12 protein-coding genes and 1 pseudogene are annotated in these 15,398 nt (G+C 61.5%); 10 read left to right on the top strand and 3 right to left on the bottom strand.

What is annotated here, in order from left to right:
* Positions 1 to 105 precede the first annotated feature (105 nt).
* Together JFT66_RS12340 and edd are read right to left on the bottom strand one after the other, a co-directional pair.
* Complete coding sequence (locus JFT66_RS12340; RefSeq protein ID WP_034115810.1) at positions 106 to 1,062, bottom strand: glucokinase; 957 nt, start codon at positions 1,060 to 1,062, stop codon at positions 106 to 108.
* Complete coding sequence (edd, locus tag JFT66_RS12335; RefSeq protein WP_153839097.1) at positions 1,059 to 2,885, bottom strand: phosphogluconate dehydratase; 1,827 nt, start codon at positions 2,883 to 2,885, stop codon at positions 1,059 to 1,061. The genes JFT66_RS12340 and edd overlap by 4 nt, the downstream gene beginning before the upstream one ends.
* 222 nt (positions 2,886 to 3,107) lie before the next feature.
* Here edd and gap point away from each other — a divergent pair, with 222 nt between their 5' ends.
* The 8 genes and pseudogenes from gap (at position 3,108) to JFT66_RS30175 (ending at position 12,097) form a co-directional block, all read left to right on the top strand.
* The gene (gene gap / locus JFT66_RS12330) at positions 3,108 to 4,109 is read left to right on the top strand and encodes a type I glyceraldehyde-3-phosphate dehydrogenase (protein ID WP_005791003.1); all 1,002 of its coding nucleotides are present in this window, start codon (positions 3,108 to 3,110) and stop codon (positions 4,107 to 4,109) included.
* 226 nt (positions 4,110 to 4,335) lie between these two features.
* The gene (locus JFT66_RS12325; RefSeq protein ID WP_034115812.1) at positions 4,336 to 4,854 is read left to right on the top strand and encodes an RNA polymerase sigma factor; all 519 of its coding nucleotides are present in this window, start codon (positions 4,336 to 4,338) and stop codon (positions 4,852 to 4,854) included.
* Between the two features lie 74 nt (positions 4,855 to 4,928).
* Positions 4,929 to 5,897, top strand: coding sequence for a FecR family protein (locus JFT66_RS12320; RefSeq protein WP_034115813.1), 969 nt, complete (start codon positions 4,929 to 4,931; stop codon positions 5,895 to 5,897).
* A gap of 117 nt (positions 5,898 to 6,014) precedes the next feature.
* Positions 6,015 to 8,576 carry a TonB-dependent receptor gene (locus JFT66_RS12315; RefSeq protein WP_198859340.1) on the top strand — a complete coding sequence of 854 codons (2,562 nt, stop codon included), beginning with the start codon at positions 6,015 to 6,017 and terminating at the stop codon, positions 8,574 to 8,576.
* Positions 8,577 to 8,713: 137 nt separating this feature from the next.
* A complete protein-coding gene (locus tag JFT66_RS12310; RefSeq protein WP_034115815.1) occupies positions 8,714 to 9,322 on the top strand; it encodes a biliverdin-producing heme oxygenase in 609 nt (202 codons plus the stop codon).
* A gap of 95 nt (positions 9,323 to 9,417) precedes the next feature.
* Entirely contained in the window at positions 9,418 to 9,819 is a 402-nt protein-coding gene (locus tag JFT66_RS12305) for a YbaN family protein (protein WP_034115816.1), read from the top strand.
* A 64-nt stretch (positions 9,820 to 9,883) separates the two neighbouring features.
* Positions 9,884 to 11,239 (top strand): annotated as a pseudogene (locus JFT66_RS30180) (PDC sensor domain-containing protein); the annotation flags it as partial.
* Between the two features lie 102 nt (positions 11,240 to 11,341).
* The gene (locus JFT66_RS30175) at positions 11,342 to 12,097 is read left to right on the top strand and encodes a methyl-accepting chemotaxis protein (protein ID WP_411829036.1); all 756 of its coding nucleotides are present in this window, start codon (positions 11,342 to 11,344) and stop codon (positions 12,095 to 12,097) included.
* 71 nt (positions 12,098 to 12,168) lie between these two features.
* Here JFT66_RS30175 and JFT66_RS12295 read toward each other — a convergent pair whose 3' ends face one another.
* The gene (locus JFT66_RS12295) at positions 12,169 to 12,732 is read right to left on the bottom strand and encodes an NAD(P)H nitroreductase (protein ID WP_153839100.1); all 564 of its coding nucleotides are present in this window, start codon (positions 12,730 to 12,732) and stop codon (positions 12,169 to 12,171) included.
* A 140-nt stretch (positions 12,733 to 12,872) separates the two neighbouring features.
* Between JFT66_RS12295 and JFT66_RS12290 the strand changes: the two genes are divergently transcribed.
* Together JFT66_RS12290 and JFT66_RS12285 are read left to right on the top strand one after the other, a co-directional pair.
* On the top strand, positions 12,873 to 14,300 hold the full coding sequence (locus JFT66_RS12290) for a di-heme oxidoreductase family protein (protein ID WP_198859339.1): 1,428 nt from the start codon (positions 12,873 to 12,875) through the stop codon (positions 14,298 to 14,300).
* Positions 14,301 to 14,331: 31 nt separating this feature from the next.
* Positions 14,332 to 15,396, top strand: coding sequence for an imelysin family protein (locus tag JFT66_RS12285; protein WP_034115820.1), 1,065 nt, complete (start codon positions 14,332 to 14,334; stop codon positions 15,394 to 15,396).
* Positions 15,397 to 15,398 lie beyond the last annotated feature (2 nt).

The raw sequence follows: 15,398 nt of genomic DNA, 5'->3' as shown, positions 1-15,398 counted from the left end.
AGCAAGCCCGCTCCCACATTTGCCTGCATTCCAAAGTTGGAACGCGGTCAAATGTGGGAGCGGCGGTGCGACGATTCGACTTGCTCGCGAAGAGGCCATCAGCCCCTACGCAAAAGCCTGCTCAAGCGCCACGCCCGCCCCGGTCAACCCCGAGTACGGCGCAGTCACCAACCACACCGGAATACCTTTGAAGTAGTCACTCATGCAGCCCTTATCGCTGAAACTCTTGGCAAAACCGCTGTTGATAAAGAACTCGGCAAACCGCGGAATCACCCCACCCACGATATACACACCACCGCGCCCACCCGTGGTCAGCACATTGTTACCGGCCACCCGGCCCAGCCAGATGCTGAACTGGTCCAGCACTTCGATTGCGATAGGGTCGCCGGCCAGGCCCGCTGCGGTAATGGCTTCGGGGCTGTCCAGCACCGGCGTATGCCCATCGACTGCACAAATGGCGCGGTACAGGCGCGGCAACCCGCCGCCGCTCAAGGCGGTTTCGGCGCTGACATGGCCGATCTCGGTGTAGAGGTGCTGCCATAACTGGGTTTCCCGCGGGCTGCTCAGTGGCAGGTCGACATGCCCGCCCTCCCCCGGCAAGGCCGCAAAACGGCCAGCGCCCAGATCCAGCAAGGTACCCACACCGAGGCCGGTGCCCGGGCCGATCACCACCGCCGGGCGCAACGGTTCCGGCGTGCCTTCGCAGACCACGCGGAACTCATCGGGTTTGAGGCGCGTCATGCCCAGGGCCATGGCCGAAAAGTCATTGACCAGCAGCAGTTCATCCACTTGCAAGCGCTTGCAAAAAGCAGTCTTGCTCAGGCGCCAGTGATTGTTGGTGAATTTAAATTCATCCCCGCTCACCGGCCCGGCCACCGACAGGCACACTGCACCGATGTCCCCGATTTCCAGGCCTTCCTCTTTGAGGTAGACCTTGATCGCCTCTTCGGGGCTCTGGTGATCCGCCGTGGCATGCACTCGGATCGAATGCAGCTCCTGGTCCCGCCATAACGCAAAACGGGCGTTGGTACCCCCGATATCACCGACCAGCGCAAGCTTCACTTAAGCGTCTCCAAGGCAGAGGTAAAGGCGCTGGCGCCCTGCTCTGCGGAGCTTGCGGCCAAGCGCATGAATGCAAACAGCTCGCGACCGGCACCCACGTTATTACCCAACAGGCCCGTGGCAGGCGTACGCGCTGCAAATGTTGCAGCGTCTACCTTAAGCTCCAAGGTGCCGGTAACGCCATCCACACGAATGATATCGCCATCCTGCACCCGCGCCAGCGGCCCGCCGCTCTGGGCTTCGGGGTTGACGTGAATCGCGGCGGGGATCTTACCCGACGCGCCGGACATACGCCCGTCTGTCACCAACGCCACTTTGAAACCACGGTCTTGTAACACGCCGAGGAACGGCGTCATCTTGTGCAATTCCGGCATGCCGTTGGAGCGTGGGCCCTGGAAGCGCATCACCGCGACGAAGTCTTTTTCCAGCTGGCCGGCCTTGAAGGCGTCGGCCAGGTCCTGCTGGTCCTGGAACACTACCGCTGGCGCTTCGACAACCTGATGCTCCGGCGCCACGGCCGAGACTTTCATCACGCCACGGCCGAGGTTGCCTTCCATCACGCGCAGGCCACCTTCCGGCGAGAACGCACGAGCCACCGGCCGCAGGATGGTTTCGTCGAGGCTTTCAATCGGGCCGTCGCGCCAGACCAGCTCGCCGTCCACCAGGAACGGCTCCTGGATGTACCGGCTCAGCCCCTTGCCGGCCACGGTGTTGACGTCTTCGTGGAGCAGGCCGGCTTCGAGCAGTTCGCGGATCAGGAACGACATGCCGCCCGCCGCCTGGAAATGGTTGATGTCGGCCTTGCCGTTTGGGTACACGTGGGACAGGGTCGGCACCACCTCGGAGAGGTCGGCCATGTCTTGCCAGGTCAGGATGATGCCCGCCGACATGGCGATGGCCGGCATGTGCAAGGTGTGGTTGGTGGAGCCGCCAGTGGCGTTGAGGGCAACGATGGAGTTGACGATGGACTTCTCGTCGACAATCTCACCGATAGGCGTGAAGTTGCCACTGGCCTTGGTCAACCGCGTGACCTGGTGCGCGGCTTCGCGGGTCAACGCATCACGCAGCGGCGTGTACGGGTTGACGAACGAGGCGCCCGGCAAGTGCAGGCCCATCACTTCCATCAGCAACTGGTTGGTGTTGGCGGTGCCATAGAAGGTGCAGGTGCCGGGGCTGTGGTAGGACTTCATCTCCGATTCCAGCAACTCTTCGCGGCTGGCCTTGCCTTCTGCATAGCGCTGGCGCACATCGGCTTTCTGCTTGTTGGAGATACCCGACGGCATCGGCCCGCCCGGGACAAAGATCATCGGCAGGTGGCCATAGCGCAGCGCGCCCATCATCAGGCCGGGGACGATCTTGTCGCAAATGCCCAGCATCAGCGCGGCGTCGAACATGTTGTGGGACAGCGCTACCGCCGTGGACATGGCGATGACTTCACGGCTGAGCAGGCTGAGCTCCATGCCCGGCTCGCCCTGGGTCACACCGTCGCACATCGCGGGAGTGCCGCCGGCGAACTGGCCGACCGAGCCGACTTCGCGCAGGGCTTTCTTGATCTGTTCAGGGAAATGTTCGTACGGCTGATGCGCCGAGAGCATGTCGTTATAAGAAGAAACAATTGCCACGTTGGCGGCATTCATCATGCGCAGGCTGTTTTTGTCTTCGGTGCCGCAACCGGCCACACCGTGGGCGAAGTTGGCGCATTGCAGCTTGCCGCGCATCGGACCGTCGCTGGCTGCGCCGCGAATGAGCGCAAGGTAAGCCTCACGGGTGGCGCGGCTGCGGGCGATAAGCCGTTCGGTGACCTCAAGAACGCGGGGATGCATGTATAGAACTCCAGGCTAACGGATGTGGCGACCTGAGAGTCTATGCTGATCAAACGCCCACGGCTCATGGGATGGCAGGGGGTCGTTTGGATCATCGGACCAGTTGATTCAGGTCACTCGTTGTAGATTGAACAAAATATTGCCACTAAAAAGGCTTGTTTTCTATTTTTATGCGAATAATCTTGTAATTCTTACAACAAATCGACGACAGGCACTTTTCCAATGACTCTACGTATCGCAATCAATGGTTTTGGCCGTATCGGCCGTAATGTCCTGCGCGCACTGTATACCCAAGGCTATCGCCAGGATTTGCAGATCGTCGCCATCAATGATCTGGGCGACAGCTCGATCAATGCCCACCTGCTCAAGTACGACACCGTACATGGCACTTTCGATGCAGAGGTTGCCCACGATCAGGAAAGCCTGACCGTCAATGGTGACCGGATTGCCGTCAGTGCCATTCGCAACCCCGCCGACCTGCCGTGGGCTGCACACAAGATCGACGTAGTGTTCGAATGCACCGGTCTGTTCACCGACCGTGACAAGGCTGCCGCCCATATTACCGCCGGCGCGCGCAAGGTGATCATCTCGGCCCCGGCCAAGGGCGCGGATGCCACCGTGGTGTACGGGGTGAACCATGACATTTTGCGTCAATCCCACCAGATCATCTCCAACGCTTCGTGCACCACTAACTGCCTGGCGCCGGTGGCCCAGGTGCTGCACCGTGAGCTGGGTATCGAAAGCGGCCTGATGACCACCATTCACGCCTACACCAACGACCAGAACCTCACCGACGTCTACCACACCGACCCGTACCGCGCGCGCTCGGCCACCCAGAACATGATCCCGAGCAAGACCGGCGCCGCTGAAGCAGTCGGCCTGGTGCTGCCGGAACTGGCGGGCAAGCTGACCGGCATGGCGGTGCGTGTACCGGTGATCAACGTGTCCCTGGTAGACCTTACCGTGCAGTTGAAAAAAGAAGCCACGGCCGATGAGGTCAATGCCCTGCTGAAACAGGCCAGCCAGCACTCCAAGATCCTCGGCTACAACACCCTGCCGCTGGTTTCCAGTGACTTCAACCATAACCCGCTGTCGTCGATCTTCGACGCCAACCACACCAAGGTCAGCGGCAAGCTGCTCAAAGTGCTGGCGTGGTACGACAACGAGTGGGGCTTCTCCAACCGCATGCTGGATAACTGCCTGGCGCTGTGCAACGCCGAGTAATCCCACCCTTTTATGGGAGTCGGGCTTGTGTGGGAGCGGGCTTGCTCGCGAATGCGGTGGTTCAGCTGGCCTATTCGCTGACTGACACGCCGCATTCGCGAGCAAGCCCGCTCCCACATGGGGTTTGGGCATTTCCTTGCACCTGCGCTGGCCCACAGAAATAGCCACTTGCCATTTCAGTTGATGATAAGCATTATCATTCGCTGCAAATCGGTCTGGTATCACTGTGAGCCAATCTCGCTTCAACCAAGTCTTTCTCACCCAACGGGTGATTCTGCTACGCACCTTGCAGCGGATGGTGAATAACCACAGCACTGCCGAGGACCTGTTGCAGGAAACCTACCTGCGCGTGACTCGGGCCCTGAGCGAGCGGCCAATCGACCACCTTGAGCCTTTTGTCTACCAGACGGCGCGTAACCTGGCGCTGGATCACTTGCGCGCGCGTCGGATCCAGGCCCGTACGCTGCAGGAAGATGTCCCGCTGGATGTCCTGCAAAGCGTCGCCGCCCCGGTCAGCACACCTGAAGAAGCCACCCAGGCCGAGCAACTGCTGGAACACCTGAGTGTCAGCCTCGGCCAGTTGAGCGCCCGCCAGCAGCGGATTTTCATCCTCAGTCGCCTGCACGGTTGCAGCTATCAGGAAATTGCCGATCAATTGGGCGTGTCCTTGAGCACCGTGCAAAAAGAACTGAAATTGATCATGGCCATCTGTGTAGGTGTGGCCGAACGGCTGGATCAGCCTTAAGCTTCACCCCACAGAGGTGTCGATCCAAGCTGTAGGAATGATGAATAGAACGTGGCGAAGACCCGAGGAACACCGTGACGGACCCGAATAAACTGCGCCCCCATGAGCTGGCTCATGAGGTGTTGCAAGACACGGCCATGGACCAAGCCCTCGATTGGCTGATCGCCTTGCAGTGCCCGCAACCCGGGCAGCAGGCTGAGTTCGACGCCTGGCTGGCCAAGGACCCGGCACACGTCCACGCCTTCAGCAAGGCCCAAGCCGCCTGGGGTGGTGCGCCGGTACACAGCGCCGCGGTGGCCCTCGCAGCGCCGCGCAAGCCGAGCGGCTGGCGCCGGATAAAACCGCATTGGAAACCCCTGGCCACCGCCGCTGTGCTGCTGATTGGCCTGTTCAGTTTCAGCAACCTGCCGGTGCGTCTGCAGGCCGACCATCTCACCGTCGTCGGCGAGCGCCAGCGCCTGCAACTGGATGATGGCTCCAAGGTGCTGCTGAACACCAACTCGGCGTTTTCCAGCAGCATCAAGGACCACCAGCGCATTGCGCGCCTGTACCAGGGCGAGGCGTTTTTCGAAATTGCCCCCACCCGTGGCCTGCCCCTGGAAATCGACGCCGGCCCCGTGCGCGCCAGCGTGCGCGACACCGCTTTTGCCGTGCGCTACCTCAATGGCGAAGCCCAGGTACAGGTGCAACGCGGCGATGTCGACCTGAGCAATACCTTCGACGATGCCCGCGTACGTCTGAGTGCCGGCGAAAGTATCCGCATCGGCCCCAAGGGTTTCGGCCAGCCGGCCAAGCTGGATGCCAGCAAGGATCTGGCCTGGGTCCAGGGCCGGCTGGTGTTCGAAAACTGCCCGATGAGCGAAGTGCTGGCCGAACTGCGCCGCTATTACCCGGGCTGGATCGTCAACAACAACGAACAACTGGCCAGCGTCGCAGTCACTGGCAACTACCGCCTCGACCAGCCTCTGGACGTGGTGCGCTCCCTGGCCCACATCACCTCGGCCAAGCTGTCGGAATACCCAGCGTTGGTGATCTTGAACTAAATGAGAATTATTTTTACTCGATAGTGCACGGTGGTACGTCTCGTCTTAGCCAATGCAACTGATTCCTATTTGGTTCGGTTCGCAACTATAAGATTCGTATTCCCCGGAGCGCTCTCGATGTCATCTCGTTTCAACCGCCGGTGTTCTTCGCCCGTTTTGTCCTTGCTGACCGCTGCGATCCTGCTGGCTGGCGCGCCGGTCATGGCCGCCGCCGCCGAACCGGCCCCACGCAGCCACGCAAATTACACGTTCAGCATCGAGCAGCAACCACTGGTGTCGGCACTCAACGCTTTTACTGCAGTGACGGGTTGGCAAGTCGGCCTGCCGGCTGAGCTGGGCCAGGGTGTGTCGTCCCCTGGCGTTCGTGGCCCGTTGTCGCCGGAAAAAGCCCTGGACCGGCTGTTGGCGGGGACCAACCTGAGCTACCGCAAACTGGGCAGTAACAACATCGTGCTGGAGAAACGTGCAGCGGGCGGCGCCCTCAACCTGCAACAGGTGACCATCAGCGCCACCCGTAACGAACAGGATGTGAACAGCGTACCGAGCACCGTCAGCGTGCACGATCGCCAGGAACTGGACCGCCAGAACACCAACAACATCCGTGAACTGGTGCGCTACGAACCCGGCGTTTCCGTCGGCGGCGCCGGTACCCGTTCGGGTAACGCGGGCTACAACATCCGTGGTATCGACGGCGACCGCGTCCTCACCCAGGTGGATGGCGTCGAAGTGCCCAACAACTTCTTCAACGGCCCCTACGCCAAGACCCGCCGCAACTACGTCGACCCGGAAATCGTCAAGCGCGTGGAAATCCTGCGCGGCCCGGCCTCGGCCCTGTACGGCAGCAGCGCCATTGGCGGTGCGGTGAGTTATTTCACCCTCGACCCGGATGACATCATCAAGCCCGGCAAAGACGTCGGCGCCCGCCTGAAGACCGGCTACAGCTCCGCCGACGAGAGCTGGCTGACCTCCGGCACCTTCGCTGGGCGTGTACAGGACTTCGACGGCTTGCTGCACCTGAGCCAGCGCAATGGCCATGAAACCGAATCCTACGACGGCAACAACGCCACCGGCCTGGCCCGCACCGGCGCCAACCCGGAAGATGCGCGCACCACCAACATACTGGCCAAGCTGGGCTGGAACTATGGCGATGACAACCGCCTGGGCCTGACCTACGAGAAGTTCAAGGATGATCGCGACGTCAATCTGAAGAACGCCGTGGGCGGACCGTTCATCGGTGGCCGGGGCATGAACCTCTACCGTGCCCGCTCAGGCAACGACACCATCACTCGCGAGCGCTTCGGCCTGGAAAACACCTTCGCCCTGGAGTCGCCGATTGCCGACCGCATCAAGACCAGCCTCAACTACCAGATCGCCAAGACCGACCAGACCACCGCCGAAATCTACCAGGCTGGCCGTCGCGTCCTGCGCACCCGCGACACCCTTTACGAAGAAAAACAGTGGGTCTTCGACGCTCAGTTGGACAAGGCTTTCAGCCTCGGTGAGACCGACCACCAAGTAACCTATGGCACCACCCTCAAGCAGCAGAAAGTCACCGGCTCCCGCGAAGGCTCGGCCTCGTGCCTGGCCGTAGGCTCCGGTTGCACGGCGATCGGCGCGCCCAGCCCGCAAGCGGGCGACAGCGTGAAAAAAGCCAGCGACTTCCCCGACCCGACCATCAACACCTACTCGCTGTTTGCCCAGGACCAGATCACCTGGGACAAATGGACCTTCCTGCCCGCCGTGCGTTATGACTACACCCGGCTCAAGCCCAAGCTGACCGAGGAATTCCTCAGCACCGTCAACCCCACCGGCGCATATAACGTCGACGGCAAGGACAAAACCTGGCACCGCGTAACGCCCAAGTTCGGCCTGACCTATGCTCTGACCGATAACTACACCTGGTTCGGCCAATACGCCGAGGGCTTCCGTACCCCGTCCGCCAAGGCCCTGTACGGTCGCTTCGAAAACCTCGACCTGGGCTACAGCGTCGAACCCAACCCCGACCTCAAGCCGGAAACCAGCAAAGGCATCGAAACCGGGATTCGCGGCAAGTTTGACGAAGGTTCCTTCGATATCGCGGTGTACTACAACAAGTACCGTGACTTTATCGACGAAGACAACGCCGTGGTCGGCGGCACCGTGGAGCAGTTCAAGGCCGTCAACATCAAGCGCGCCACCATCAAGGGCGCGGAAGCCAAGGGCCGCCTGAACCTGGACGCCTTCGGCGCGCCGAAAGGCCTGTACACCCAAGGCTCGATTGCCTACACCTACGGCCGCAACGACGACAATGGCCAGCCGCTCAACAGCGTCAACCCACTCAAGGGCGTGTTTGGCCTGGGCTACGACCAGGACAACTACGGCGGCCTGCTGAGCTGGACCTTGGTGAAGAAGCAGAATCGTGTCGACAGCAGCACCTTCCACGCGCCCGACGGCAGCACCGACGGCCCGTTCAAGACCCCAGGCTTCGGCATCCTCGACCTGACCGCCTACTACAAGGTCACCAACGACGTCACCCTCAATGGTGGCCTCTACAACCTCACGGACAAGAAGTACTGGAACTGGGATGACGTGCGCAGCTACGACAGCGTCGGCGAAGCGGCGGTGACCGGCCCGGCCAACCTCGACCGCCTCACCCAGCCGGGTCGCAACGTTGCGATCAACCTGATCTGGGACATCTGATCCACCCGCCTCACCTCGCCGGAATCAATCAGCGGCGGGGTGAGGATTTTTTACTGTGCCGCGTCATCTTGTTCGTCTAGTTGATAACAGCTCTCTTTAGGGCACCCAGGCGCTCCCCCTTCTCAAGGACTTTTTTCATGACCGCTTCTCCTACCGCAGAACGCCCAAGCCTGCGCTCCCAGCGCCTGAACCAGATCACCAACGCGCCACACACCAAGCTCGATGCGCTGGTGAAGGCTCACGCCCCGTTCGAAACCCAAGCCAACTTCGCCCGTTTCGTGGTGGCTCAGTACCTGTTCCAGTCGGAGCTGGTAGCCCTGTACAACGATGCCGAACTGATCAAGATCGTCCCTGACCTGGCTGCACGCTGCCGCGCCGAAGCGGCCAAGCTCGACCTGGCTGACCTCGACACCGAAATCCCGGCCCCAGTCGCCGGTGCGGTGAACAACCCGAGCAAGGCCGAAGCCCTGGGCTGGCTGTTTGTGTCCGAAGGTTCCAAGCTGGGCGCTGCGTTCCTGATCAAGCGCGCCGTGGGCCTGGGCCTGAGCGAAACTTTCGGTGCCCGTCACCTGGGCGAGCCGGCCGGTGGCCGCGCCGAAGGCTGGAAGAGCTTCACCCGCACCCTCGACGGCCTGGAATTCAGCGCTGAAGAAGAAGCCGCCGTGGAGAAAGGCGCGATCGATGCGTTTGTGCGCTTCACCGTGTTGCTGGAACAGGCGTACGCTAGCGCCCCTGAAATGGCCTGACCTCCAGATTGAAATGCAATCAAATGTGGGAGGGGGCTTGCCCCCTCCCACATTTAGAACTCATTTCACATTGATTTTCTGTGATACCCCCACCTATGACCGGCAAAACCCAATCCTCCTCCAAGATCGCCCAGTTCCTCTACGGGCTGCTGGCCTATGTCAGCCTGGGGATCGGTTTAGTGGCGATTGTGATACCGGGTTTGCCGACCACCGAATTCATCCTGCTCGCCGCCTGGGCCGCCACCAAAAGCTCACCGCGCCTCAGCGCCTGGCTGGAAAACCACCGCCTGTTCGGCCCGATCCTGTTCAACTGGCGTAACGGCAAGATCATTGCGCGCCGGGCCAAGGTCAGCGCCACCGTGAGCATGTTGCTGTGTGCCGTTTTGATGCTGGTGATGCTGGATCACGGCTGGCCGGTGTACCTGGCAATCGCCGGGATGAGCCTGGGTAACCTGTGGATCTGGTCCCGCCCCGAGCAGCTCGTACGCCCCGTATAAGGCTACATGTAGGCGTTTTCCTACCGCTCATCGCCTGTTCCTCATGAATTGATTTGTTACGCCGATGTTTCAGGCATGGCGCCGAATGGACTTGGCTCGCTTTGCTTGCATTCCAACAAGACCATTCGTGAGTGAACCTATGTTCGACACCCTCTCCATCCGCTTGAAAATCGTGCTGCTCTCCGGCCTCTGCCTGTTGGGGGTGATTGCACTGGTGGTCGGCATCAATATCTACAACACCAACCAGAACGACCTATTGGTCAGTGATTCAAGCTCACGAATGCTGACTGCCAGCGTGGAACAACTGCTGCAAGCCAAAGCGGCGGAGCAGGCCGGGCAATTGCAGAAAACGTTCGGTGAAAACCTGCTGGTAGTCACCGCCCTCGCCGACCAGATCAAAGACCTGCGTCAGTTGGGGACCAAGCGTTCCCTTGAAGCCGGTGCCCTGCGCGAAGAAATCAACCAGAGCATAAAAACCGCGTTCGAGCGCAACACCAAGGTGCTGGGCATCTGGCTGTCGTTCGAACCCAACGGGCTGGATGGCAAGGACAGCGACTTCGTCGACGACAAGGCGCGCGTCTCCAATGAGAAAGGGCGCTTTTCCAGCTACTGGAGCCGTGCCGGCGGCGAAAGCCTGAACACCATCATGGTCGAGGATGACCTGACCAAGACCACCCTCAACCTCAGCGGCACGCCCTACAACATTTGGTATACCTGCCCACGAGACACTCGCAGTACTTGCCTGCTGGACCCGTACGAAGACACGGTTGCCAATAAGCCGGTACTGATGACTACCATTTCCCTGCCCTTGATAGTCGACGGCAAAGTCATCGGCGTCGTCGGTGTCGACATCGCCCTCACAGCCCTGCAAGCCACCACCGATGCCGCACAGAAAGACGTGTTCAACGGCGCAGCGCACCTGGAGATTCTGTCCAGCACCGGCTTGATCGCGGCCTACAGCGGTGAACCGGCCAAAGTCGGCAAGAACCTGATCGACAGCATCGGCGCTGAAGGCAAGGAGATCGTGCAACTGCTCGCCAATGACCGGCCCGCGCTCCGCGAACAGGACGACACGATTCGCGCCGTATACCCAGTCAAGCCGATTGCCGACGCCAAGTCCTGGGGCGTGGTGATCAAGCTGCCAAAAGCGGTGATGCTGGCCGATAACGTGAAACTGCAAGCCGTGCTCGACGAAGCCCAGGCCACCGGCACCCTCAAAGCCTTGCTAGTGGCAGCGGCCGCTGGCCTGTTGGGTTTGCTGCTGATCTGGCTGACCGCTACCGGCGTGACCCGGCCGATCAACAGCGTGGCCGCGATGCTCAAGGACATCGCCAGCGGCGACGGCGACCTCACCCAACGCCTGGCCTACGCCAAGAAAGACGAACTGGGCGAATTGGTGAATTGGTTCAACCGCTTCCTCGACAAGCTGCAGCCAACCATCGCGCAGATCAAGCAAAGCATCACCGAAGCCCGTGGTACGGCGGATCAATCGTCGGCCATTGCACGCCAGACCAGCGAAGGCATGCAGGTGCAGTTCCGTGAAATCGACCAGGTGGCGACCGCGTCGAATGAAATGAGCGCCACTGCCCACGACGTCGCCAACAGCGCCTCCAATGCCGCCAGCGCAGCTCGCGGCGCCGATCAGTCGGCCCGTGAAGGCATGGCGATCATCGAGCAGAGCACCCGCGACATCACCACCCTCGCCGACGAAGTCAGCAAAGCCGTGACTGAAGTCGAGGCCCTGGCAGTCAACAGCGAACAAATCGGTTCAGTCTTGGAAGTGATCCGCAGCATTGCCGAACAGACCAACCTGCTGGCGTTGAATGCGGCAATCGAAGCGGCGCGGGCCGGTGAAAGCGGGCGTGGGTTTGCGGTGGTGGCCGACGAAGTGCGCAACCTGGCCAAGCGCACCCAGGACTCCGTCGAGGAAATCCGCCTGGTGATCGAACGTATCCAGAGCGGCACCCGTGGGGTGGTGGCGACCATGCACTCCAGCCAGCACCAGGCCCAGAGCAATGCCGGGCAGATCCATCAAGCCGTGCAGGCCCTGGGCAAGATCAGCGACGCGGTCACGGTGATCAGCGACATGAACCTGCAAATCGCCAGCGCCGCCGAACAGCAGAGCGCGGTGGCCGAAGAGGTCAACCGCAACGTTTCGGCGATTCGTACCGTGACCGAAACCCTCACCGGCCAGGCCACCGAGTCGGCGGCGATCAGCAGCCAGCTCAATGCACTGGCCAGCCAGCAGATGAAACTGATGGATCAGTTCAGGGTGTAATCGATCTCAAAGGTACTGGGTTCAAATGTGGGAGGGGGCTTACTCCCTCCCACATTTTGACCGTGTGCCGCTTAGCGTCCGGTCCAGGCCTGGACAAACGGCGTCAGGTCTTCCTTCGGCGCCGTACGCGGCGGGTTCTGCGGGGTACCCAGGTAGAGGAAGCCAATCACCTCTTCATCCGCCGTCAACCCCAGGCCTTTGGCGACATGCGCCGAGTAGGACAACTCCCCCGTACGCCACACCGCACCGATCCCCTGGGCATACGCCGCCAACAGAATGCCGTGGGCCGCACAGGCCGCGGCCAGCAATTGCTCGGACTTGGGCACTTTGAAGTGCTCCTGCAAACGTGCAATCACTACCACTACCAGCGGCGCACGCAGCGGGCCGTTCTGCGCCTTGTCGATGACGGCTTGCGGGGCGTCGGCATCCTGCAGGCGGGCGGCTTCGGCCAACAGCGTGCCCATCTGCTCGCGGGCCGCGCCTTCTACGGTAAGGAAACGCCATGGGCGCAGTTGACCGTGGTCGGGCGCACGCATGGCGGCGGCGAACAGCAGGTCGCGCTGCTCCTGGGTCGGTGCCGGTTCCAGCAAACGGGGCACGGAAACACGGTTGAGCAAAGCGTCGAGAGCCTGCATTGGCCACCTCCAGAGAAAAATGTGCGCTCATTCTAGCGGGAAAGAATCGGGATGCCACCAAACGATAATTGCTCTTATTCAAACCGCCCTGCCCTGTTAGACTTTGCGACCATATTTTCTGCCCTCGTCCAGGAATCTCGATGTTCCGTTCGTTTTTTCGCCTGTCCGCAGCGTTGATGGCTTTGAGCCTGACTGCTTGCGACGACGCTCCATGCTTCACCAAGGCAGAGCCTGGTGAATCGCGGTCCGGTGGCGCGACGACGGTGAACAAACGCGACCAGAACGCCTTTTCCCTGCCCTCGGCCAACCTGGCGCCGACCCGCCGCCTGGATTTCAGCGTCGGCAACAGTTTCTTTCGCAACCCCTGGGTGATTGCCCCGGCCACGACTACCGCACGGGATGGCCTGGGCCCGCTGTTCAACACCAACGCCTGCCAAAACTGCCATATCAAGGACGGCCGTGGCCATCCACCGCTGCCCGACGCACCCAATGCGGTGTCGATGCTGGTGCGCCTCTCCATCCCTGATGCATCACCTTACGCCAAGCTTATCGAGCAGATCGGCGTGGTGCCCGAGCCAGTCTACGGCGGGCAACTGCAAGACATGGCCGTGCCCGGCGTGGCGCCGGAAGGCAAGGTGCGGGTCGATTACACGCCCGTCCAGGTCAGATTCAAGGACGGCACCGTCGTCGAATTGCGCAAGCCCACCCTGCAAATCACCCAACTCGGCTACGGCCCGATGCATCCCGATACACGCTTCTCGGCGCGTGTCGCCCCGCCGATGATTGGCCTGGGCCTGCTCGAAGCAATCAGCGACGCCGATATCCTGCGCAACACCGACCCCAAGACAGCCGATAAAGACGCCGTCATCGGCCGCGCCAATTGGGTCTGGGATGACGCCCAGCAGAAAACCGTACTCGGGCGTTTTGGCTGGAAAGCCGGGCAACCCAACCTCAATCAACAAAATGTTCACGCGTTTTCTGGTGATATGGGCCTCACGACCTCCTTGAGACCCTTCGATGATTGCACCGACGCCCAAGTGGCCTGCAAACAGGCGCCCAACGGTAATGGCCCGGATGGCGAGCCGGAAGTCAGCGATAACATCCTGCGCCTGGTACTGTTTTACACCCGCAACCTTGCAGTGCCCGCACGCCGAGACGTCAACACCCCGCAGGTGCTGGCCGGCAAGAACCTGTTCTACCAGGCCGGTTGCCAGAGCTGTCACAAGCCGACGTTCACCACGGCTGCCAACGCCGCCGAGCCTGAACTGGCCAACCAGGTGATTCGCCCCTACAGCGACCTGTTGTTGCACGATATGGGTGAAGGCCTCGCCGACAACCGTACCGAATTCAAGGCCACTGGCCGCGACTGGCGCACCCCGCCGCTGTGGGGTATTGGCCTGACGCAGACCGTGAGTGGTCACACCCAGTTTTTGCATGACGGCCGCGCCCGCAACCTGCTTGAAGCCGTGCTGTGGCATGGCGGCGAAGCACAAGCGGCGCAGCAGCATGTGCTGTCGTTCAATGCCGAGCAGCGTGCCGCGTTGCTGGCGTTCCTGAATTCTTTATAAGCTTTGCCCCACTTACAGAAGGGAGCTCGACATGTTTCGTCCCAAGTTGTTGTTCACCAGCCTGGCCGCCCTTGCCCTCGGCGCCTGCTCGCCCCAGGACCCGCAAGCGGTGACCTCGGCGGCCATCGCCAAGCAAGTGATCCTGCCGACCTACAGCCGCTGGGTTGAAGCCGACCGCCAACTGGCCGTCAGCGCTCTGGCCTACTGCCAGGGCAAGGAAAGCCTGGACACCGCCCGTGCCGACTTCCTCCACGCACAAAAAGCCTGGGCCGAGTTGCAACCGCTGCTGATCGGCCCGCTGGCCGAGGGCAACCGTGCATGGCAGATACAGTTCTGGCCGGACAAGAAGAACCTGGTCGGGCGCCAGGTCGAGCAACTGGTCAGCGCCCAGCCGCAGATTGATGCAGACGCCCTGGCCAAGTCCAGCGTCGTGGTGCAGGGCCTGTCGGCCTACGAATACATCCTCTACGACGCCAAGCCCGACGTCGCCGATGAAGCCCAGAAAGCCCGCTACTGCCCGCTGCTGATGGCGATCGGCGAGCGTCAGAAAGCCCTGGCCGAAGAGATCCTCGCCAGCTGGAACAGCACTGACGGCATGCTCGCGCAGATGACCAAGTTCCCGAACCAGCGCTACGCCGATTCCCACGAAGCCATTGCCGACCTGCTGCGCGTACAAGTGACGGCCCTAGACACCCTGAAGAAAAAACTCGGCACGCCCATGGGCCGCCAGACCAAGGGCATTCCGCAACCGTTCCAGGCCGATGCGTGGCGCAGCCAGTCGTCCCTGCAAAGCCTCGAGGCCAGCCTCGCCGCGGCCCAGACCGTGTGGGTGGGCGTCGACAACAAAGGCTTGCGTGGCCTGCTGCCGGCGGATCAGAAGGCGTTGGCCGAGAAGATCGACGCCGCCTATGCTGCCTCCCTGAAACTGTTCGCCAGCAACCAGCGCACCCTCAACGAACTGTTGAACGATGACGCCGGGCGCCAGCAGCTCAACGACATCTACGACAGCCTCAACGTGGTCCACCGCCTGCACGAGGGCGAGCTGGCCAAGGCCTTGGGTGTCCAACTGGGCTTCAATGCCAACGACGGTGACTGATG

Origin of the sequence: Pseudomonas sp. MF6755 (genome assembly GCF_016405635.1) — a bacterium.
In the GTDB taxonomy this organism is placed as follows: Bacteria; Pseudomonadota; Gammaproteobacteria; order Pseudomonadales; family Pseudomonadaceae; genus Aquipseudomonas; species Aquipseudomonas haemolytica.
This window is presented reverse-complemented; position numbering and strand designations above follow the sequence as displayed.